The sequence below is a fragment of the Planococcus sp. VCh962 genome (genome assembly GCF_057748275.1).
This window is the reverse complement of the sequence record NZ_JBYLHS010000005.1, coordinates 170,991-189,917: the sequence shown is the minus strand read 5'-3', so window position 1 is coordinate 189,917 and position 18,927 is coordinate 170,991. Positions and strand designations below refer to the sequence as shown.

The 18,927-nt window shown below is 42.6% G+C and carries 23 protein-coding genes; 17 read left to right on the top strand and 6 right to left on the bottom strand.

What is annotated here, in order from left to right:
• Window positions 1–27 precede the first annotated feature (27 nt).
• From AC3AQ9_RS14745 to AC3AQ9_RS14725, 5 genes are all read left to right on the top strand, one after another.
• Entirely contained in the window at window positions 28–681 is a 654-nt protein-coding gene (locus tag AC3AQ9_RS14745; protein ID WP_488308244.1) for a hypothetical protein, read from the top strand.
• 19 nt (window positions 682–700) lie between these two features.
• Window positions 701–913 carry a hypothetical protein gene (locus tag AC3AQ9_RS14740; protein WP_488308243.1) on the top strand — a complete coding sequence of 71 codons (213 nt, stop codon included), beginning with the start codon at window positions 701–703 and terminating at the stop codon, window positions 911–913.
• Window positions 914–1,030: 117 nt separating this feature from the next.
• Window positions 1,031–2,299, top strand: coding sequence for an acetyl-CoA hydrolase/transferase family protein (locus AC3AQ9_RS14735; RefSeq protein ID WP_488308242.1), 1,269 nt, complete (start codon window positions 1,031–1,033; stop codon window positions 2,297–2,299).
• Between the two features lie 128 nt (window positions 2,300–2,427).
• On the top strand, window positions 2,428–2,829 hold the full coding sequence (locus AC3AQ9_RS14730) for a MarR family winged helix-turn-helix transcriptional regulator (protein WP_488308241.1): 402 nt from the start codon (window positions 2,428–2,430) through the stop codon (window positions 2,827–2,829).
• A 25-nt stretch (window positions 2,830–2,854) separates the two neighbouring features.
• A complete protein-coding gene (locus tag AC3AQ9_RS14725) occupies window positions 2,855–4,030 on the top strand; it encodes an MFS transporter (protein ID WP_488308240.1) in 1,176 nt (391 codons plus the stop codon).
• A gap of 220 nt (window positions 4,031–4,250) precedes the next feature.
• Here the strand turns inward: AC3AQ9_RS14725 and AC3AQ9_RS14720 are convergent, their stop codons facing one another.
• Window positions 4,251–5,030, bottom strand: coding sequence for a 2-keto-4-pentenoate hydratase (locus AC3AQ9_RS14720; RefSeq protein ID WP_488308239.1), 780 nt, complete (start codon window positions 5,028–5,030; stop codon window positions 4,251–4,253).
• 161 nt (window positions 5,031–5,191) lie between these two features.
• Window positions 5,192–5,839 (bottom strand): PAQR family membrane homeostasis protein TrhA, encoded by a 648-nt coding sequence (trhA, locus tag AC3AQ9_RS14715; RefSeq protein WP_488308238.1) that lies wholly within the window; start codon window positions 5,837–5,839, stop codon window positions 5,192–5,194.
• A 138-nt stretch (window positions 5,840–5,977) separates the two neighbouring features.
• Between trhA and AC3AQ9_RS14710 the strand changes: the two genes are divergently transcribed.
• Both AC3AQ9_RS14710 and AC3AQ9_RS14705 read left to right on the top strand, forming a co-directional pair.
• Window positions 5,978–6,553, top strand: coding sequence for a DUF1836 domain-containing protein (locus AC3AQ9_RS14710; protein WP_488308237.1), 576 nt, complete (start codon window positions 5,978–5,980; stop codon window positions 6,551–6,553).
• Entirely contained in the window at window positions 6,550–6,996 is a 447-nt protein-coding gene (locus AC3AQ9_RS14705; RefSeq protein ID WP_488308236.1) for a YaiI/YqxD family protein, read from the top strand. The genes AC3AQ9_RS14710 and AC3AQ9_RS14705 overlap by 4 nt, the downstream gene beginning before the upstream one ends.
• A gap of 45 nt (window positions 6,997–7,041) precedes the next feature.
• On the opposite strand, the gene AC3AQ9_RS14700 is transcribed toward AC3AQ9_RS14705, so the two are convergent.
• On the bottom strand, window positions 7,042–8,145 hold the full coding sequence (locus AC3AQ9_RS14700; RefSeq protein ID WP_488308235.1) for an S-layer homology domain-containing protein: 1,104 nt from the start codon (window positions 8,143–8,145) through the stop codon (window positions 7,042–7,044).
• Between the two features lie 171 nt (window positions 8,146–8,316).
• On the opposite strand from AC3AQ9_RS14700, the gene AC3AQ9_RS14695 reads away from it, so the two are divergent.
• Window positions 8,317–9,036: a type 1 glutamine amidotransferase domain-containing protein gene (locus AC3AQ9_RS14695; protein ID WP_488308234.1), complete on the top strand. Its 720-nt coding sequence runs from the start codon at window positions 8,317–8,319 to the stop codon at window positions 9,034–9,036.
• Window position 9,037: 1 nt separating this feature from the next.
• On the opposite strand, the gene AC3AQ9_RS14690 is transcribed toward AC3AQ9_RS14695, so the two are convergent.
• Window positions 9,038–9,913: a glycerophosphodiester phosphodiesterase family protein gene (locus tag AC3AQ9_RS14690; protein WP_488308233.1), complete on the bottom strand. Its 876-nt coding sequence runs from the start codon at window positions 9,911–9,913 to the stop codon at window positions 9,038–9,040.
• Between the two features lie 130 nt (window positions 9,914–10,043).
• On the opposite strand from AC3AQ9_RS14690, the gene AC3AQ9_RS14685 reads away from it, so the two are divergent.
• The 9 genes from AC3AQ9_RS14685 (at window position 10,044) to AC3AQ9_RS14645 (ending at window position 17,206) form a co-directional block, all read left to right on the top strand.
• Window positions 10,044–10,526, top strand: coding sequence for a general stress protein (locus AC3AQ9_RS14685; RefSeq protein ID WP_488308232.1), 483 nt, complete (start codon window positions 10,044–10,046; stop codon window positions 10,524–10,526).
• A 71-nt stretch (window positions 10,527–10,597) separates the two neighbouring features.
• Complete coding sequence (locus AC3AQ9_RS14680) at window positions 10,598–11,668, top strand: type III polyketide synthase (RefSeq protein WP_488308231.1); 1,071 nt, start codon at window positions 10,598–10,600, stop codon at window positions 11,666–11,668.
• Entirely contained in the window at window positions 11,665–12,177 is a 513-nt protein-coding gene (locus AC3AQ9_RS14675; RefSeq protein WP_488308230.1) for an isoprenylcysteine carboxyl methyltransferase family protein, read from the top strand. The genes AC3AQ9_RS14680 and AC3AQ9_RS14675 overlap by 4 nt, the downstream gene beginning before the upstream one ends.
• Before the next feature lie 99 nt (window positions 12,178–12,276).
• Complete coding sequence (locus AC3AQ9_RS14670; RefSeq protein WP_488308229.1) at window positions 12,277–12,555, top strand: NADH-ubiquinone oxidoreductase chain 4L; 279 nt, start codon at window positions 12,277–12,279, stop codon at window positions 12,553–12,555.
• Between the two features lie 94 nt (window positions 12,556–12,649).
• Window positions 12,650–13,735 (top strand): AI-2E family transporter, encoded by a 1,086-nt coding sequence (locus AC3AQ9_RS14665; RefSeq protein ID WP_488308228.1) that lies wholly within the window; start codon window positions 12,650–12,652, stop codon window positions 13,733–13,735.
• Window positions 13,736–13,851: 116 nt separating this feature from the next.
• Window positions 13,852–14,637, top strand: coding sequence for a transporter substrate-binding domain-containing protein (locus AC3AQ9_RS14660; RefSeq protein WP_488308227.1), 786 nt, complete (start codon window positions 13,852–13,854; stop codon window positions 14,635–14,637).
• Between the two features lie 189 nt (window positions 14,638–14,826).
• Complete coding sequence (locus AC3AQ9_RS14655) at window positions 14,827–15,471, top strand: amino acid ABC transporter permease (RefSeq protein WP_300991182.1); 645 nt, start codon at window positions 14,827–14,829, stop codon at window positions 15,469–15,471.
• Window positions 15,468–16,196: an amino acid ABC transporter ATP-binding protein gene (locus AC3AQ9_RS14650; protein ID WP_488308226.1), complete on the top strand. Its 729-nt coding sequence runs from the start codon at window positions 15,468–15,470 to the stop codon at window positions 16,194–16,196. The genes AC3AQ9_RS14655 and AC3AQ9_RS14650 overlap by 4 nt, the downstream gene beginning before the upstream one ends.
• A 203-nt stretch (window positions 16,197–16,399) precedes the next feature.
• On the top strand, window positions 16,400–17,206 hold the full coding sequence (locus tag AC3AQ9_RS14645) for a transporter substrate-binding domain-containing protein (protein ID WP_488308225.1): 807 nt from the start codon (window positions 16,400–16,402) through the stop codon (window positions 17,204–17,206).
• A 237-nt stretch (window positions 17,207–17,443) separates the two neighbouring features.
• Here the strand turns inward: AC3AQ9_RS14645 and AC3AQ9_RS14640 are convergent, their stop codons facing one another.
• Together AC3AQ9_RS14640 and AC3AQ9_RS14635 are read right to left on the bottom strand one after the other, a co-directional pair.
• Window positions 17,444–17,884 (bottom strand): peptidylprolyl isomerase, encoded by a 441-nt coding sequence (locus tag AC3AQ9_RS14640; RefSeq protein WP_488308224.1) that lies wholly within the window; start codon window positions 17,882–17,884, stop codon window positions 17,444–17,446.
• Window positions 17,885–17,960: 76 nt separating this feature from the next.
• On the bottom strand, window positions 17,961–18,752 hold the full coding sequence (locus AC3AQ9_RS14635; protein WP_488308223.1) for an SDR family oxidoreductase: 792 nt from the start codon (window positions 18,750–18,752) through the stop codon (window positions 17,961–17,963).
• Window positions 18,753–18,927: the final 175 nt, after the last annotated feature.

Genomic DNA, 18,927 nt, shown 5'->3' with positions numbered 1-18,927 from the left:
CAATGACAGGGAATTTGCGGAAGGGAGATGCGGGTGGATACGATTCTTTACTTTGGTTTTACAGCATCCTATGCATTGATTCTAGTGTGGGCATTTGCTAAACAGCAATCTTGGAATTTTATGTCCTTTATTTACCTGGTGCTGCTAGGACTTATTTATGACAATGGAATTGTCGCGATTGGCAAGTTTATCGGGGAAGGGCCATTGCTTGAAAATTTGAATTTACTGCGCTTTTGGAGCCATGCTTTTTTGACTCCGACGCTTGTGTTGTTTTCATGGGGAGCATTAAACCGGGCAGGAGTTGGCTGGACCAAGAAAAAAGCGGTTTTTGCAGCTGCCGTGATTTACACGGCAGCGCTGATTATAATCGAGATTGCCCTTGAAGCTTGGGGGCTGGAATTGGAAGCCGAGCAGCAGTATGGGGTACTGCGATACGCATCAGCTGAACCAGCCGAAGGTCCGCCGATTATGATTTTGCTGGTTACAGCAGTATTGATTGCAGCAGGAATTCTGTTATGGAAAAAAGCTGGCTGGAAATGGATGCTGATCGGCGCGGGTCTTATGACAATAGGCAGTGCTGTGCCGATTCCAGTAGAGAGCTCAGCTGTAACGAATGCTTTTGAATTGATATTGCTGTTTACATTTGTGTGGACAAAAGTTCATCTGGAGTCAGAAGAATGAAATTAAAGGAGCCAAGAATATGAAAAATTTTTCTTTCAAAACACGGATGATTTATTTCGGAGCAATCGCTTTTGTCAGTTTGGCATTTTTCGCACTGCAATTGTATGCGCATTTGAATGGTCCAGGAGGAACCGGCTCGGTCGTCCTGCTTATTTTATGGGGCATGATGGTAGTCTTCGGAATAGCTGGCATCGTTTATAGTGTGGCAAAAAGGGACCGTCATCAGAAATGACGGCCCTTTTTATTTTGCAGAAAAGACGGAATAGCGTGGATACTTAAGATCCGTGGGAAATCCGAAAAAGCTATGGTAAAGTTTAAGAAGATTTCAAAATCAGGAGTGGAAAACGATATGACGAAAAAGTTGAATCCTCAAGAGCTAATTGGATTGATTGATAAAGAGGCAGATATTATTATTCCCATTGCAAATGGAGAGCCGGTTCATCTGCTTGATATATTGGAAGAAAACGTGGATAAATTGCAGGGTGTAAAAATCCATCAAATGCTGGCTTTGCGAAGCCGTCCTTATATACAAGGTGAATACGAGCAGCTTAAACACGTTTCTTATTTCCTGAGCGGCGCAACCCGCAAAGTGTATCAGCAAGCGAAAATGGAGCTGGTGCCAAACAATTTTCATGAAGTTCCGCGGATGCTTCAGAAAGTGACAAAAATGTCGATGATTATGACGGTGGCTTCTCCGATGGATGAGCATGGCTACTTTACATTCGGCACGCAAGCGGATTACGTCTCGGAGTTTGTTGGCAAAGTGCCATTTATCCTGGAAGTCAACGATCAGATGCCAAGGACATACGGGCGCAACCAGATCCATATTAGCCAGATTGCGGGTTTCGTGGAACATCATGCACCATTGACTGAAGAGAAAACAGCTGCTGTGAGCGATAAAGATTTGTTGATTGCTGCCTCAGTCATTGAAGATATCCAAGACGGAGACACGTTGCAAATCGGGATTGGATCTGTGCCAAATGCAGTCATCTCAATGTTAAAAGACCATCGCCATCTTGGCATCCATACGGAAATGCTGCCCGATGGCATCGTGGATCTCGTGAAAGCAGGTGCAGTGGACGGCACGAGGAAATTTACGAACCCTGGAAAAATTGTAGCAACATTTGCATACGGATCAAAGAAATTATATGACTTTATCGACAACAACCCGGTAGTCGAATTCCTGCCGGTGAGCATTGTCAACGATCCGCGTGAAATTGCTAAAGAAAAAAATATCGTTTCCATCAATGCGACGACTGAAGTAGATTTGTTTGGGCAATGCGCTTCTGAAACGGTAGGCGGCAAATATTATTCGTCAAGCGGCGGCCAAATTGATTTTGCCCGCGGTGTGCGTTTTGCAGAAAACGGAAAAGGCTATATTTGCATGCAGTCCACTGCTAAAAACGAAACCATTTCACGGATAAAATTGCAGCTTGCACCTGGATCAGTAGTGACAACCGGCAAAAACGACGTGGACAGCATTGTAACGGAATACGGCATTGCGCGCCTTCATGGTGTGTCGATATCAGAACGGGCCAAACGGCTGATTGCTATCGCCCACCCGAATTTCCGGGAAGAACTGCTATTTGATGCGAAAAAGAACGGCATTGTAATTTAATGAAATCAGAGAACCATTCCCGGCTCATGCGGGAATGGTTTTTTATATGAACAACAAAACGGTCTTCTTTACTAAAGATAGCAAACGATATATACTTACCTAAGTAAGTAATTTGGAAGGGGCTGCTTATGCAAAAATTACTGTTCCATGAAATCCACCAGAAATCACGCTTATCTGTGAAAGAAGTAAACGAAGCATTGAAAGAGTTTGATTTATATAGTTCCCAATGGTCAATTCTTTTTTGCTTAAAGCAATTCAATTCAATGACCCAAAAAGAAATTTGGCAATATTTGAATGTAGAAGCTCCTACGGTCACAAGAACTTTAATGAGATTGGAACAAAGTGGCTGGGTTGTCCGGAAGGAAGGGGCAGATAAGCGGGAACGCATCGTTCAATTGTCCGAACAGGCAGAGAAAATTGTGCCGGAAATCGAAAAGCGAATTCTGGAAGTGGAAGAGAGCCTGGTTTCTCCTTTATCGGAAGATGAGCAGAAGCTGCTGATTGCACTGTTAAAAAAAATAGGGGAATAATAGCAAGTAGAAAAGGATGTAACGAATGATTGAAAAAAGACCGATTTGGACAAAAAGTTTTGTCAATATATCCATAAGCACATTTTTTATTTTTATTGTATTTTATGCTTTATTAACGTTTATTCCGATTTATGTAATGACTGACATGGAAGGCACTGCGACACAAGGTGGTTTGGCTGTTTCAGCTTTCTTGATTTCAGCTATTATCATGCGCTTTTTCGCAGGGTTGATCCTGGAGAAATACGGAAAGAAAAAGATTTTGATAGTCAGCGTGCTGATGTTCACCATCAGCACCATTCTGTATATTTTTATAGGGGGGTTCACGGCTCTATTGTTTCTGCGTTTTTTCCATGGAATCTGGTTTGGACTGGTCACAACAGTTGCGGGGGCAATTGCAGCGGATATCGTCCCGCCGGAACGCCGTGGAGAAGGGCTTGGCTATTATGGCATTGCCATGAACCTGGCCATTGTAGCAGGACCCTTTATCGCTTTAACTTTACAGCCATTTATGGCTGCACGAAGCATTTTCGCTGTTCTTGGGGTAATTATGGTCATTGGGTTCTTTTGTGCTCTATGGGTCAAAGTAAATGAAAATCCGCCAGTGGCCAAAAAAGAAAATCGGAAACTGGGATTCAATGATTTTGTAGAGAAAAAAGCAGTGCCCATTGCAAGCGTCAGTTTTTTTACTTCGTTTGCCTATGCCAGCATCATCTCATTCATATCCGTATATGCTGCATCGCTGGGCCTGATCAAAACGGCCAGCTTTTTCTTTGTGGTATACGCAGTAGCCATGCTGTTAGTCAGACCGTTTAGTGGCCGACTTTTCGATTCGGTAGGGCCGAATATTGTGATCATCCCTTCTTGTATCATGTTTGCGGTTGGCCTGTTTGCGCTTAGCCAAACCGAGACTGCATGGATGTTCCTGCTGTCTGGTGCTTTAGTGGGGATTGGATACGGTACATTACTGCCTAGCTTTCAGGCGCTAGCCATCCAAGCGGCGGACAAACACCGGAGTGGCTATGCAACAGGCACGTTTTTCGCTTTATACGATTTCGGAATCGCCATCGGCTCCATTTCGCTCGGAATTATTGTCGCAGCTTTCGGCTACTCGAATTTGTATTTAATCCTGTCTGTTTTTGTTTTATGCACCGTCTTCTACTATATATGGATCATGAAAAAGCAAAAAACTGCAGCCAACTAAGAAAAGCGGAAGCACCCGTGTAGATTCGACGGGCATAAGACGATTCGGCGAAGCGGCATGTTTTCAGCCGCACAGCCGAAGTGGCTTATGACCAGAGAACCTAGCCGTTGGAGCTAGACAGCGCAAAAACACAAGCGTCTGATGCTTGAGAAACTTTAAATTTTATACTCTCTTAAAATCAAAAACAGGCATCCCACGTATTGGGACGCCTGTTTTGTTATTAAATAACGTTTAATGTGACTTCCCCAATGCCTTGGTAGCTGGCAGTATAGAGGCCTTTTTCCAATTTATGGGGAAGGATAAATGTGCCGGACGAAACAGACATGCCTTTTTCAAGCTTCAAGCCATGTCCCGCCAATTCAGTGACAAGCCATTTTACAGCATGTACAGGATGATCCAGAACTGCTGAAGAAGTAGCGGAGGCGATTTCTTTCCCGTTAAAGCACAAGGTTCCTTCAATTTCGGCTAATTGTTCGTATGTCAAACCGTCTACAGGTTTTCCGACAATAATTTTGCCGGCTACTGCGCTGTCCGCGATGACTTGCCCAAGGGTGATGTTAGGGAACCAATCCTCGAAACGGGAATCGGGTACTTCGATGCCAGGGGCGACTAGTGTTTTCTCTAAAATTGTTTGAACATCGTCTTCTACGGATAAATCTTCTTTAACAATAAAAATCAATTCAATTTCAATCAAAGGAGAAGACAACATTTCTAGAGAGACGGTTCCGCCGCTTAGCGCGGAAGTGGTCAAAGCTCCGTATAAAGGTGTATCTGAACCGAATAATTCCTGGGTTTCAGGGCTGGTTAAACTGATTTTATAACCTGCCAGCTGTTCATCGGAATCCGCTGCTTTTTTATCGGTCAAAATGTGCTGAAGTTTATAAGCTTCGTCTTTTTTCAAAAAAGGGGGGATTAGCTCTTTTGTAATTTGTTTCTTATGTATGTAAGCCTCGTAAAGAATATCGGCCATTTTCTGGCTGCTGAAGTTAATTGATTCCATTTTTGATATCTCCTTTCGAATCTTTTGAATAATCATATCATTTGAATTGTTATTTTGAAATAAGGATTGCCGGTTAAAGTTCCAGAACCGTACTTACAAGCAAAATTCCTTTAAATAAAGAAAAATCCGTTGTCCTTTAAAAAGGGAAACGGATTTGTTCGTCATAATACGTAAAGAAAAACCGACAAGAAATGGCAAAGGCTGCCCAGCAAAATGAAAATATGAAATATTTCGTGGAAACCTAAATATTTAGAGGAAAGGAACCTCGGTTTTAAGCCATAGATGATTCCTCCAACTGTGTAAAGGAGACCACCTACAACCAGCAGAATTAATCCATTGAGAGGCAGACTATCAGCAAGCGGGACTACAGCGAAAATGATGATCCACCCCATGGCAATATATAAAGCTGTAGAAAGCCAGCGCGGAGAGTGAAACCATACCATTTTAAAGAAGATGCCACTCAAGCCGATGGCTGCTACGAATCCGAATAATGACCAGCCAAGTGGACCTTCAAGTGCGATTAGACAAAAAGGGGCATACGAGCCGGCAATCAATGCAAAAATCATGGAATGGTCCAGCTTTCTTAAAAAAGCGATTAAACGCGGATTGGCGATTGCCGTATGATATATTGCCGAAGCCAAATACAAACACATCAAGCTGACGCCAAAAATAATGACAGACGCAAGATGAAGCGGCGGAGCATCGGCATAGGCAGCTTTGATGACCATGGCGAGCAATGCGATAAAGGACAAAACAGCTCCTGCCAAATGGGATAATGCATTAAAAGGTTCTCTTATGTATGTGTTCATGGGATATGCCCCTCTCTTTATCTAGTTATTGAAACTGCTTGTAATGATACTCTTATTGTTTTTTGTGGTCAAGCTTGGAGAAAGTTAGGCAGTGAGGTAAAATTAACCGTATCAAATAACGTACTGAAGGTGATAGTTATGAAAGATGCAGAACAGTTGCTTAAAAATCTCTGTCTCCAAAGCGGAGTTTTACTGGAAGATATCCCAAAAATCGATTTATATATCGATCAAGTCATTCAACTGTTTGAAACCAGTTTTGATGATGCAAAAAGAAATGAAGAAGAAAAGATATTAACGAAAACAATGATTAATAATTATGCGAAAGGCAAGCTCTTTTATCCAGTCCAAAACAAAAAGTATACGCGTAATCATATTATGTTGATTAGTCTGATTTATCAGATGAAGAGTGCTTTATCCATCAATGATGTGAAACAAGTTCTTGAGGGCATTAATAAAAAAGCCCTGGAGCAAAACTTAAACCTAGAAAGTTTCTATGAAAGTTATTTAAAGCTCCAGCAAGGAAATATCAATATTTTTGCGGAAGGATTAAAGGAACAAGGCCAGCGGGTTAGACAGGAAGTTTTGGATGTAGAAGGAGCACAAGAAATTGAACAAGTTTTGCTTATTGCGTCGCTAGTGCATACCAGCAATCTTTATAGAAGAGCTGCAGAAAAAATGGTGGATGAAATGAAAGAGCGGAGGAAGGGCGAATGACCAAAGTGTTGATAGATGCAGATGGCTGCCCGGTAGTGGATTTGACAATTTCAATCGCTAAGCAGTTCAAGCTTCCTGTCTTGCTGCTTTGCGATACAACTCACAATATGCAGCGGCCGGGAGCGGAAACCATTATTGTTTCAAAAGGCGCAGACGCCGTAGATTTCGTGCTGGTGAACCGTGTCGATAAAGGAGACGTTGTAGTGACGCAAGATTATGGGCTCGCCGCCATGGTGCTTGCCAAACGGGGCTTTCCAATTGATCAGAATGGCCGTATCTATTCTGAAGAGAATATCGATCAACTTCTTTACAGCCGCCACATTTCTAAAAAAGTCCGGCAAAGCGGTGGCCGAATGAAAGGCCCTAAAAAGCGCAGACAAGAAGATAATGAAAAGTTTGAAGAAAGTTTATTTATGTTATTGGGTGGATTGATAACTCAATGAAAAAAATGGACCCGGAAATTCACTCGGGTCCATTTTTTTCAATTATTAAATTGTCCAACGGTTGTTGACCAAGGCCACCAATACCCATTTCCCATTGCTATTTTTCTCAAAAACCATGTTGAGGTTCTGCCAATCCATCTGGTCATACTGCTCAGTTCCAGGATAATAGAATTCTACAATATGGCCGTTAGGGAAACGTTCCCTAATTTGTTCGCGTGTCATCGGTTGTTGAGTTTGTCCAAATTGTTCTTTTTCATTGTATGAGGCACTCATCAAGTACTCGTCATAATAACCGGCTGGCGTTAAGTTGATTGGAAAACCGCTGCCATCCTGATAGCCCCATCTATAGACCTGTTGATTTTCCATAAATCCAGGCAATTGCGCTTTAGTGAAGGTTACACCTTCATTATTGAGGCAGCCTCCACTGTATGGGCAAAACGTCAATCCTTTTTGAGTGCTGACATACTTGGAGACGGCTATAAAGTCCTTCTCTTTCAAATCCACTAAAATATCATTGGCGGTTTCAAGCAAAGTCAACTTATCAGGGATAAAAGACGGTTCCATGGAACGGGCCAGAAATGCGGCAAATTGCGCACGAGTAACCTGGCGATCTGGCCGGAAAGTATTATCGGGATATCCATTGATGACCCCTTGATAAGTAAGTCTGGATACGGCTTTATACGAAGAAATGTTAGGGCTCATGTCTGAGAAACCAGCAGCTGGAGCTTCGGGGAAATCAAAAGCCCGGTCAAGCATCACCGCTGTTTGTCCGCGGGTGACTTTTAAGTTAGGTCGGAAATAATTGCCTGGAAATCCGGTGATAATGCCTTCCTGTGCAGCGGAGGCGATATATCCGGACGCAAAGTGGTTAGCTGCTACATCTTTAAATGGCGTAGCCCGTTTCGTTCCGTCGAGTTTAAGTGCACGTCCAATCATTGTAGCCGCTTGTGCTCGCGTGACAGGGGCATTTGGACGGAAAGTGCCGTCCGGATAACCGGATACAATCCCTTTTTCATGCAAGTAAATAACCTCTGGGGCAAAAGGATCATTGGCGAAAAAATCATCGAATGTCACGACAGCTTTTGCGGGGACAGAAAAAGCACTGAATACAAGCATGAGCGCTGCTGCTAGAGACAAAATTGATTTCATTTTCATCCCTCCCTGGTTAAGTCGATTTTACCACAAAATAGAGAGAAAATGTACAAAAAGACTGTTTTTTCTGACAATTAACTTATGGACTTAGGATAACTTTTATGAATAATTTTAAAGAGTAGGGGAATACCAAGAACAAAGAGATTGATCCAATGAAAGGAGAACCTTATGGATAAAATTCTGATTGTCGTGACCAACCATTCGGCTCTAGGCAGAAGAGGAAAGAAAACAGGGCTTTGGCTAAGGGAATTGACGGATTTTTATCATGAAGTTAGGGATCTATTCGAAGTGGATATTATTAGTACTGCCCCTCAGCGGGTGCCTATAGATCCGAGAAGTTTACTGGAAGTGCTGACCAATAAAAAGACAAGGGCTTACTACATGAATGATGAGTTAATGGACCAAATTAGACATCCGCTTACACCTGACCAAGTAGACGGCACGGATTACGCTGCTATTTACTTTGCCGGAGGGCACGGAACCATGTGGGATTTCTTGGACAATAAACAATTACAGGAACTGACGAAGACGATTTATGAGAAAGGAGGCATTGTCTCAGCAGTATGCCATGGGCCGTGCGGCTTGTTGAATGTTCAGTTGTCTGATGGACGTTACCTGCTGTCGGGGCATGTCGTAACAGGTTTCTCGAATCAGGAAGAAAAAATTATAGGACTCTATAAAGATATTCCATATTCTCTTGAGGATAGCTTGAGGGGACGTGGAACTCTCTTTAAACAGGCGGCGCTGCCATTTACTTCATGCGTCATCTTGTCGGGACGCTTGATTACGGGACAAAATCCCGCATCAGCAAGGGGAGTTGCTCTAAGGGTAATTGAACAATGCCGGCAACTGGAAGAAAAAGAATATCATTACAAAATGGAAGCGTAATTCAGCTTCCATTTTGTTTTCGCCGTTGTATATATTGTAAAGCTTCCTGCGGAAAATCCGTCTGGATAATATTGAACCCCTTGTCAGCCAGCCACCCCCATCCTTTGTCAGGGTCAGTTCGAGACAAAGAATCGCAATGTCCGGCGTTTTCAGCATCATCCAAGGCATTGCTCCATACATTAGCCTGATTTCTCAGATGTTGCATGACCGGTTTAGAGATAACTTTATCCGATTCGCTGTAAAAAAGAATTTCAATGGCGATTGGAGAAACAGTGTTAAATAATTCATCAAGCTGGCTCAGATTGCTATCTTGGATTTTATGCATATAATGCATGGCCTTTTTCTTGGATTGAAAAAATTCACGGACTTTTCCAACGGGTTCGCCGCTTTTCAATAATAGATGGTCAAATGCATCCAGTTCTTCCAACAGGTCATATAGTTTTTCACGGTAAAACCAAGCTTTATCTGCGTTGACTAGGGCTTTTCCTTTGACGAGAGAAAGCACTTCCCGAAGAGTAGGAATTTTCTCATCTGTTAGCCGGGCGATTCTTCCTCCGTTTCTTTCTTTCAAGGCCAGTGAGCGGATTTGAGATAACGTCAGGTCTGAAATTTTTCCAGTGCCATCAGTCATTCGGTCAACGGAAGAATCATGCATCACGATTAAGTGGCCGTCTTTTGTTTGTTGAAGGTCTAGTTCTATCAAATATATTTGCTGGTCCAGACAATGCTGAACGGCGCCCAATGAATTTTCAGGAACGGTATTCCAAAGACCGCGGTGGGCTGCAGCGAAAAAAGGATGTTGTTTTTGCCGCAATGCCTCTAAAAAATGCGAGTAGTGGTCAAAACCTAAAGCTGTTGATTGCCATTTCTCACTCATTAACTATCCCTCCGATATGCCAGAAAGATTATACAATCTTTACCAATACCCGCTAATCGTAACGTTTAATCCGAATAGTAACAGGGTATTTTCAATTAATTACTATTTCATATTTAGGGGGAGTTTTGAAATGGCTGAAAGATCGGTAATAGGATATTACGACAGCGAAAAAGAAGCAATTAACGCAATAGAAGAATTAAAATTACAAGGTTACCGGCCAGAAGACATTTCAGTGCTCAGCAAGAGTAAGGGAGAAACGGAAACGGTAGTTGAAGAAACAGGAACTCACGCTGGCGAAGGTGCAACAACCGGTATTCTAACGGGTGGGGCGCTTGGTGGCTTAGGTGGAGTGCTGGCCGGGATCGGGGCACTGGCGATTCCGGGAATCGGCCCGATCATCGCGGCAGGGCCAATTGCAGCAGGCCTTACAGGGGCGGCAGCAGGTGCTGGAATCGGCGGACTCACGGGTGCTTTGATTGGCATGGGGATTCCTGAAGAAGAAGCGAAAGAATATGAAACCCATTTCAATAAAGGCAAAATCCTAGTGCTGCTGGATGATGACAATGACAGGGACAAAGACACGCTCGGTCGAGCGAATAGAAGTGTTTTATAGTGCATGAAAGTAAAGCCATCCTCAGAAAAAGGGTGGTTTTTTTGAAAGGAACTTAAAAGGGAGGAAAGATTATGTCGTTTATTCGGAAAGTAGTGACAGAAAACGCTCCATACCATGTGGACCAAAAAGAAATTGTTGTCGCCGTCAAGAATTTATTTGGAGGCCATTACGACGACATTGAACGGCTGTTGCGGGTGTTCGGAAATGGACAGATTGAAGGGCGTTATTTTGCTGCTCCACTTGAATGGTTTGAAAGGGAGCGGGGACTGGAAGAAAAAAACCAGCTGTATATAGAAGAAGCAGTGCGAATGGGCAGCAATGCAGTAAAGCGCTGTCTTGAAGAAGCAGGAGTGGATAAAGGTGAAATCGACGCTTTTATTTTTGTTTCCAGTTCAGGCATGTCCACTCCTACCATTGATGCCCGTATCATGAACGAATTGCACTTGCCGGCCCATATTAAACGGCTTCCATTATGGGGATTGGGATGTGCAGGAGGAGCTTCCGGAATAAGCCGTGCCCACGATTATTGCATGGCTTATCCAGATGCCAAAGTGCTTGTGCTGTGCTTGGAGCTATGCAGCTTGACCTTCCAGCGCTCCAACACATCCAAAAGCAATTTGATCGCTACTTCTTTGTTTGCTGATGGCGCAGCATGTGCTTTGGTGACAGGAAAAAACGACCGGACTGCCGGGGCCGGTTTCTTTATAAAAGAAACCCAATCGACGCTGATGCGGGATTCTGAAGACGTCATGGGCTGGGACATCAAAGATGAAGGGCTGCATGTTGTGTTTTCGCGGGATATCCCGAAAATCATCGAAAGCTGGTTAAAACCGAATGTTGACCTGTTTTTGAATAAAATCGGAAAAACATCGGCTGATATCATACACTTCGTGGCTCACCCAGGCGGTAAAAAAGTGCTGACAGCCTATGAGAAATCACTCGGCATCACCAAAGAAAAAACGGACGTATCCAGAAATGTCCTGGCGCAATATGGAAATATGTCCTCTCCAACTGTGTTGTTCGTTTTGAAAGATTTTATGGAGAAAAAGCCGAAGAGCGGGGAAGAGGGGCTTTTGACAGCGCTGGGGCCGGGATTCAGTTCCGAAATGCTTTGGCTGGAATGGGGAGAAGTCAGCCCATGACATTTTTTTATCTATTAGCCGGATTCGTTATTGTTCAGCGGCTGCTTGAGGTGATGTATGCCAAATCCAATGAGCGGAAAATGAAAAGCCAGGGTGCAATCGAGGTCGGTGCGGAACATTATAAGTGGATTGTCTTGTTGCATATCCTGTTCTTTGTTTCACTTATAGCTGAAGTGATATTTATACAGCAAGGCCTCGGAAAAGCGTGGGCTGTGTTTTTAGTGATTTTTATCATCGCTCAAATTCTCCGCATATGGGCACTGGCTTCCTTGGGGCGTTTCTGGAATACCAAAATCATTGTGCTTCCTGGAGCGGAAAAAGTAAAAAAAGGGCCATATCGGTGGTTGCCTCATCCTAACTATATGGTTGTCGCGCTGGAGATAGCCGCCCTTCCTCTCATATTCGGAGCTTGGCGTACTGCTGTCGTTTTTTCGATTACAAATGCATTGCTGCTGCTTTGTGTCCGAATTCCTGCTGAAGAAAAAGCTTTACAGGAATTAGAGGATTAAAGAAAAGCAAAATTTTTTTGACTTTGTAGTTAAAAAGTATTTTATAGGGTATACAAATGAATATACGTATCTATCATGTTTCTATTTGGAGGGATTTTGATGAAAAAATCGACAATGAACACAGTAATAGGAAGCGCACTTGCTGCAGCCGCGGGAATCTTTGTTTACCGCGCTTATCAGGAAAAAAATACTGTAGAAGTGGCTGAAGACATAGACATGAGAAACAGTGTGAAAGTGGACCAGCGTGAAAGTGTGGAAGCAGATGTAGATCCTGCTGAAAAAGGGCTTACGCAACTGGATTCAGCTTATCGTGATGAATGGCAGGCAAATGCCTTCCCGCAAACGCATAGAGAATTGAAAGAGCTGGAAGAAGAATAAGGATTAAACAAAAGAGCGAAAGCGGGCACGATATTGCTTTCGTTCTTTTTACTGTGAACTTTTAATGTTTAACTAAGAGAGAGAAGTGTAAAATATGTGGATTAAAAAACCTTTTTTTGAGTACGCAACAGCGGTTTTGCTGATTGTTATTATTCTTTTTTTTCTGGGCAAAATCGATTATGCATTATGGCCATTTAAAGTCATCATTGCGACAGTTTTCGCCCCTATACTGATTGCCGGACTCTTATATTATCTGATTCGTCCCTTGCTTCATCTATTGATGCGCTTTATGCCAAAGGTGGCTGGGATCACAGTGGTGTTTTCTTTGATTGTGATTTTTCTATCGGCCTTGGTTTATTTTTTCGGGCCAACGATAAAAGAACAGCTGGCAAGCGTTGCAGATTTGGCGCCTCAAACAGTAGAAGAAGTAACAGAGGAATCAGATAATGCCTTGTCTGATTTTGAATTTGGCGGCTTATCGGGAAATGAAATAAAAAATCGGGTGTTAACATACATAGAGAATGCATCAAACAGTTTAATGGAGAACGTAATGACTATTCTGACCACTTTGATGAATATAGCCGTTGTGTTGGTTGTGGTGCCGTTTATTTTATTTTTCCTATTGAAGGACGATGAAAAATTGATTCCGTATTTGATGAAATACCTTTCAGAAGAACATAAGCCGGAAGGCAGGAAATTGCTGAAAGACGTTGATCAGACTCTGTCAGATTATATACTGGGCCAGGCCACTGTAGCAGTGGTTGTTGGAATACTTATGTATATCGGTTACCTGATCATTGGGCTGGATTATGCGCTTCTGCTTGCAGTTTTTGCCATGTTCCTGATCATCATTCCGTTTTTAGGACCCATTATTGGCATCATTCCTGCTCTTTTTGTCGCATTGACAAGCGGGGAACCTTTTTTGGCTGTAAAGGTCTTATTGGTTCTATTAGTAGTGCAGCAGTTAGAAGGAAACTTGATAACTCCCAATATCATGGGGCACCGTTTAAATATTCACCCTTTAACGATTATTTTATTATTGTTAATCGCCGGGGCTCTTTACGGTTTTGTCGGCATACTGATTGCCATTCCGCTTTATGCGGTCCTTAAAACCTTGGTGCATAACTTTCGCCTGTTTATTCGCTTGCGGAAAAAGAGGGAAATTGCAAGAACAGGGTAAAAAGAACCAGGGATTAAAAAACAATGAGTTTATTTACTTAGGAAGGTTCTGAATCTTGAAAGTTTATGATATATTATGTAGTAGTATTTTATGAAAAGAACAAAGGGGGCACCAAAATGAAAAAGTTTACTTTATTGTTCCTTCTTGTCTCATTGATGCTGGTTCTTGCAGCATGTGGATCGAATGATTCTGCTGATGATACAAGTGGGTCTGGTGGGGAAAGTGAAAGCAAAACTTACAAAGTCGGCATTGATACAACGTATCCACCGTTCGAGTTTGAAGAAAATGGCGAGTACACAGGGATTGACATCGATATCATCAATGCAATTGCGGAAAGCCAAGGATTTAAAATTGAATTCAACCCGATGGACTTCGGCGGAATCATTCCGGCATTGCAAGCTGGCCAATTGGATGTGGCAATTGCAGGGATGAGTATCACGGATGAGCGCAAAAAAGTAGTGGATTTCTCTGATCCTTACTTTGATGCAGGTTTGTCATTGGTAGTCAGCAAAGACAATAACGATATCATGACGTTGGATGATTTGAAAGGCAAGACGGTTGCAGTAAAGAGCGGGACCACAGGCTCTAAATTCGCAATGGACAATGAATCGAAATATGGCTACACAGTAGCACAATTCGAGGATAGCCCGTCGATGTTCCAGGAAGTTTCAAACGGCAACGCTGATGTACTGTTGGAAGATTATCCGGTAATTGCTTATGCCATCGCACAAAGCGGATTGGACTTGAAAACAGTTGGCGACCGCCTGACTGGCGACCAATACGGAATTGCTGTACTGAAAGGCCAAAATGCTGATTTGCTTGAAAAAATCAACGCAGGCTTGCAGGAATTGCGTGACAGCGGGGAATACGATGAGATTCTAAATAAATACATTTCTGAATAAACGCCTTACATGTAGCGCGCAGCAGCGCGCTGCATTTTTTTATTATTTTGCTTTTACGGCCATTGGATTTTCCATTTCTTAAAGTGAAAGATCCAATGGGCGTGAAAGCCCGATTGGATGAACCGGCAATCCGCAGTGGTGAGGCCCACCACGGATTGGAGTTTCTTTGTATGTAAAGGAGATGTGAAAATGGATACAGTTGTGAATGCCTTGCCTTTTTTAATGGATGGACTGCAAGTTACGCTTTATATCTTTGCCATTGCGATCGTTCTTGGTTTTATCATTGGATTGATTGTGGCGTTATTCCGTTTAGCGCCGATCAAAATATTAAATTGGATTGCGAAAATTTTTGTTGATGCAATCCGGGGAACGCCATTTATCGTTCAATTATTCTTCATCTATTTTGGTTTAAACTCACTTGGCTTTTTCTCGATGGATAATACAACAGCGGGTATTGTCACGGTAGCGATCAATGCTGGAGCTTATTTCTCGGAAATTATCCGGGCAGGTATCCAGTCGATTGATAAAGGGCAAACAGAAGCGGCGCGTTCTCTTGGTTTGAATGCTACGCAGAATATGCGCTATATCATCTTGCCACAAGCATTCCGCCGGATGTTGCCGACTATCACCAACCAAGCGATCATTTCATTGAAAGATACGTCGCTTCTGTCGGTCATCGGAATCGCTGATTTAACGCAAGAAGGGCGCATTCAGGCCAGCCAGACATTTGAAGCATTTACGATTTACTTAACGCTTGGAGTCATTTACTTCATCATTATTTACTTGCTCTCATTATTAGCGAGCTTTGTAGAAAGGAAGTTTGTATTACGATGACTATGATCAGAGTAGAAAACTTGAAAAAATCATTCGGCCCCATAGAAGTTTTAAAGGACATAAGCACGGTCATCGAAGAAAAAGAAGTGGTTTGTGTAATCGGTCCGTCGGGCTCTGGGAAAAGTACATTCCTTCGCTGCATGAATCGCCTTGAGGATATCACCGGCGGCCATGTATATATTGAAGACATTGATATTACAAACCCGAAAGTTGACATCAACAAAGTTCGGCAAGACGTCGGCATGGTATTCCAGCAATTTAACTTATTCCCGCATAAAAGTGTGTTGGAAAATATTACGCTGGCACCGATGAAATTAAAGAAAAATGACAAAAAAGCAGCCATTGAAAAAGCATATGCTTTGCTTGATAAAGTAGGATTGCGTGAGAAAGCAAATGCCTATCCTGGCGAATTGTCCGGGGGACAAAAGCAGCGTGTGGCGATTGCACGTGCGCTTGCAATGGATCCGAAAATCATGCTCTTTGATGAACCGACTTCTGCACTTGACCCCGAAATGGTTGGAGACGTGTTGGATGTTATGAAACAGCTTGCGATTGAAGGGATGACGATGGTCATCGTCACGCATGAAATGGGCTTTGCACGTGAAGTAGGAGACCGTGTCATGTTCATCGATGGCGGCTTTATCGTGGAAGAAAATGTGCCGGCTGAATTATTCGGGAACCCTCAGCACGAGCGGACAAAAGCTTTCTTGAGTAAAGTGCTGTAAGTAAAGTTGAGTGCATTGATTAAAACGGTAAGTTGAGTAAAATAATCAACAACTAAACACGTCCTTTTGGGCGTGTTTTTTTGTTGATTGATATTTTCATAAATGATTAATTTATTCAGATAATTCAAACAAATTAATACAAAACATCAGAGAAATATGTTAAATTAAAAGAACAGATAGCGGTACGATGAGAGGTGGGAAAGATGAAAAAGTTCAGTTTCTTACTGATTCTTTTGTCATTGATTCTTATCGTAGCAGCGTGCGTGCAGCAGAATGGAGAATCTGAAGGAGAAGGTGGCAGCGAAGGAGAAGCAAACGTTGAAAATGAGGAAGCCGAAGGAGTCTATACTGTGGGCATTGACACCACGTATCCGCCTTTCGAATTCCAGGTAAGCGGAGAATACCAAGGGATTGACGTTGAGCTTATCAAAGCGATTGCTGAAAATCAAGAGTTTGAAATTCAGTTCCGTCCAATGGATTTTGTCGGGATCATTCCAGCACTGGAAGAAGGCAACTTGGATCTGGCGATTGCAGGGATGAGCATTACAGAAGAACGGAAAGAAGTGTTGGATTTCTCTGATCCTTATTTCGATGCAGGGTTGGCGCTGGTGACCACAAAGGACAATACGGAGATTGACTCTTTGGAGGATTTGGACGGAAAGATCATCGCTGTAAAAAGCGGGACAACTGGATCGAAATTTGTCGGTGAAAACCAAGAGAAATATGGCTATAGAATCGCTTATTTTGATGACAGTCCTTCTATGTTCCTGGAAGTTGCAAATGGGCACGCAGATGCTTTAGTAGAGGATTACCCGGTGATTGCTTACACAATTACTACACGAAATCTTGATCTGAAAACAGTCGGAGAACGTTTGACAGATGAGCAATACGGCATTGCAGTTTTAAAAGGACAGCATGGCGAATTGCTGCAACAAATTAATGAAGGGCTTCAGCAATTGAAGGATGATGGTACGTACGAAAAGATTGTGACTAAATACATTAAGAGCTGAAAGTTTCCTGAAAACCCGGTCTGACGTTGATGCTAGACCGGGTTTTTTCTTGATGGATTAATTAGCAATCAACGGAGAATCGTATTTTTGCTGTTACTGGTCGCATTTTCTTCACTACTGGTCGTATTTCTCCTATAACTGGTCGTATTTCACCAGCAACTGGTCATATTTTCAAAAAAACATCAAAAAAACATCAAAAAACCGGTTTGGACAGCTGTCCAAACCGGTTTTTATATTTTATTCTTCGTCGAAAACATGAACTTTCGTCATTTTATCGCCGTTTTTCATTGCTTTTGCAGTTTCAAGGCCTGAAGTTACTTGGCCGAAAACAGTGTGAACGCCGTCAAGATGCGGTTGTGGTTCGTGAACGATAAAGAACTGGCTTGATCCAGTGTCTTTTCCGGCATGTGCCATAGACAAGCTGCCCGCTTGGTGTTTATGTGGGTTGCCTTCAGTTTCACATTTGATTGTTTTGCCGCTGCCGCCAGCGCCAGTTCCTGTAGGGTCCCCGCCTTGAGAAACGAAACCTGGAATTACACGATGGAATGTTACATCATTGTAGAATCCGGAGTTTGCAAGATCCTCAAAGTTTTTTACTGTATTAGGTGCTTCATTTGGAAAAAGTTCGAATTCAATAATTTCGCCGTTTTCCATGTGGATGTGTCCTTTTTTCGCCATTAATAACATCTCCTTTTCAAGTTGTACATTCATCAGTATATCGATTTTTTATGTAACTGTATAATCATATGGCATATTACAATGCTTTCAATGATCCTCCGTCTACTACTAGAGACTGGCCTGTCATATAGGAATTAGCAGCAGAAGCGAGAAAAACGACAATTTTCGCAAATTCTTCAGGTTTTCCATAACGGCCAATCGGAATCTGTCCTTTCCTGCGCGCAACGATTTCTTCAATCGGCACATTTTGGTTCTCCGCTGAAATTTGATCAAGTTCTTCAAGGCGATCAGTCGAAATGCGGCCCGGTCCAATTGTGTTTACTAAGATATTGTCTTTGGCCACTTCTCGGGCTAAAGTTTTAGAGAATCCGACCATGCCGGCGCGAAATGTATTCGATAAAATCAGCCCATCAATCACTTCTTTTGTTGAAGAAGATGAAATATTAATGATGCGGCCAAACTGCTGTTCTTTCATATAGGGCAAGACGGCACGTGATGCTCGAATATAACTCAACAAATTTCGGTCAAAAGCGGTATACCAGTCGCTGTCAGTGACATCGTCAAAGCCGCCTGCTTTTGGGCCTCCGGTATTGTTGATCAGGATATCAATGCGACCAAATTGTTCGCCTGCAAATTGAAATAAAGAAGCAATATCTTCTTCTTTTGACATATCGCATACACGGTAATGGACATTGTCATTTCCAGACTGCTGTTTGATTTCTTCGGCTGTTGCTTGAAGCGCTTCTTCATCGCGGCTTGAAATAAGGACAGTTGCTCCTTCTTTAGCGAATTCACGTGCTGTTGCCTTGCCAAGCCCTTTACTTGAAGCCATCACGACCACTATTTTATCTTTGATTCCTAGCTCCATGCCCTTCATCCTCTCGATTGTTCTTCAAGTATTAGTGTACTGAAAGAAAGCAAAAAATGCAGTCAAAACATAGAAAATTCGAACTTTTATTTTTGCAAGTTCAATCATTAGTCTGATTGCGTGAAATAGGGGGAAATATGATAGGATATAGGTACTGATTAGATTAGGAGTGTTA

Excerpts from the sequence above, each read along its gene's own strand:
- AC3AQ9_RS14650 (WP_488308226.1), top strand. The coding sequence starts at position 15,468 with ATGACTATGATCAGAGTAGAAAACTTGAAAAAATCATTCGGCCCCATA.
- AC3AQ9_RS14635 (WP_488308223.1), bottom strand. The coding sequence starts at position 18,752 with ATGGAGCTAGGAATCAAAGATAAAATAGTGGTCGTGATGGCTTCAAGT.
- AC3AQ9_RS14740 (WP_488308243.1), top strand. The coding sequence starts at position 701 with ATGAAAAATTTTTCTTTCAAAACACGGATGATTTATTTCGGAGCAATC.
- AC3AQ9_RS14735 (WP_488308242.1), top strand. The coding sequence starts at position 1,031 with ATGACGAAAAAGTTGAATCCTCAAGAGCTAATTGGATTGATTGATAAA.
- AC3AQ9_RS14670 (WP_488308229.1), top strand. The coding sequence starts at position 12,277 with ATGAAAAAATCGACAATGAACACAGTAATAGGAAGCGCACTTGCTGCA.
- AC3AQ9_RS14680 (WP_488308231.1), top strand. The coding sequence starts at position 10,598 with ATGTCGTTTATTCGGAAAGTAGTGACAGAAAACGCTCCATACCATGTG.
- AC3AQ9_RS14675 (WP_488308230.1), top strand. The coding sequence starts at position 11,665 with ATGACATTTTTTTATCTATTAGCCGGATTCGTTATTGTTCAGCGGCTG.
- AC3AQ9_RS14705 (WP_488308236.1), top strand. The coding sequence starts at position 6,550 with ATGACCAAAGTGTTGATAGATGCAGATGGCTGCCCGGTAGTGGATTTG.
- AC3AQ9_RS14690 (WP_488308233.1), bottom strand. The coding sequence starts at position 9,913 with ATGAGTGAGAAATGGCAATCAACAGCTTTAGGTTTTGACCACTACTCG.
- AC3AQ9_RS14720 (WP_488308239.1), bottom strand. The coding sequence starts at position 5,030 with ATGGAATCAATTAACTTCAGCAGCCAGAAAATGGCCGATATTCTTTAC.
- AC3AQ9_RS14655 (WP_300991182.1), top strand. The coding sequence starts at position 14,827 with ATGGATACAGTTGTGAATGCCTTGCCTTTTTTAATGGATGGACTGCAA.
- AC3AQ9_RS14725 (WP_488308240.1), top strand. The coding sequence starts at position 2,855 with ATGATTGAAAAAAGACCGATTTGGACAAAAAGTTTTGTCAATATATCC.
- AC3AQ9_RS14695 (WP_488308234.1), top strand. The coding sequence starts at position 8,317 with ATGGATAAAATTCTGATTGTCGTGACCAACCATTCGGCTCTAGGCAGA.
- AC3AQ9_RS14745 (WP_488308244.1), top strand. The coding sequence starts at position 28 with ATGCGGGTGGATACGATTCTTTACTTTGGTTTTACAGCATCCTATGCA.
- AC3AQ9_RS14640 (WP_488308224.1), bottom strand. The coding sequence starts at position 17,884 with ATGGCGAAAAAAGGACACATCCACATGGAAAACGGCGAAATTATTGAA.
- AC3AQ9_RS14700 (WP_488308235.1), bottom strand. The coding sequence starts at position 8,145 with ATGAAATCAATTTTGTCTCTAGCAGCAGCGCTCATGCTTGTATTCAGT.
- AC3AQ9_RS14660 (WP_488308227.1), top strand. The coding sequence starts at position 13,852 with ATGAAAAAGTTTACTTTATTGTTCCTTCTTGTCTCATTGATGCTGGTT.
- AC3AQ9_RS14685 (WP_488308232.1), top strand. The coding sequence starts at position 10,044 with ATGGCTGAAAGATCGGTAATAGGATATTACGACAGCGAAAAAGAAGCA.
- AC3AQ9_RS14645 (WP_488308225.1), top strand. The coding sequence starts at position 16,400 with ATGAAAAAGTTCAGTTTCTTACTGATTCTTTTGTCATTGATTCTTATC.
- trhA (WP_488308238.1), bottom strand. The coding sequence starts at position 5,839 with ATGAACACATACATAAGAGAACCTTTTAATGCATTATCCCATTTGGCA.
- AC3AQ9_RS14665 (WP_488308228.1), top strand. The coding sequence starts at position 12,650 with ATGTGGATTAAAAAACCTTTTTTTGAGTACGCAACAGCGGTTTTGCTG.
- AC3AQ9_RS14730 (WP_488308241.1), top strand. The coding sequence starts at position 2,428 with ATGCAAAAATTACTGTTCCATGAAATCCACCAGAAATCACGCTTATCT.
- AC3AQ9_RS14710 (WP_488308237.1), top strand. The coding sequence starts at position 5,978 with ATGAAAGATGCAGAACAGTTGCTTAAAAATCTCTGTCTCCAAAGCGGA.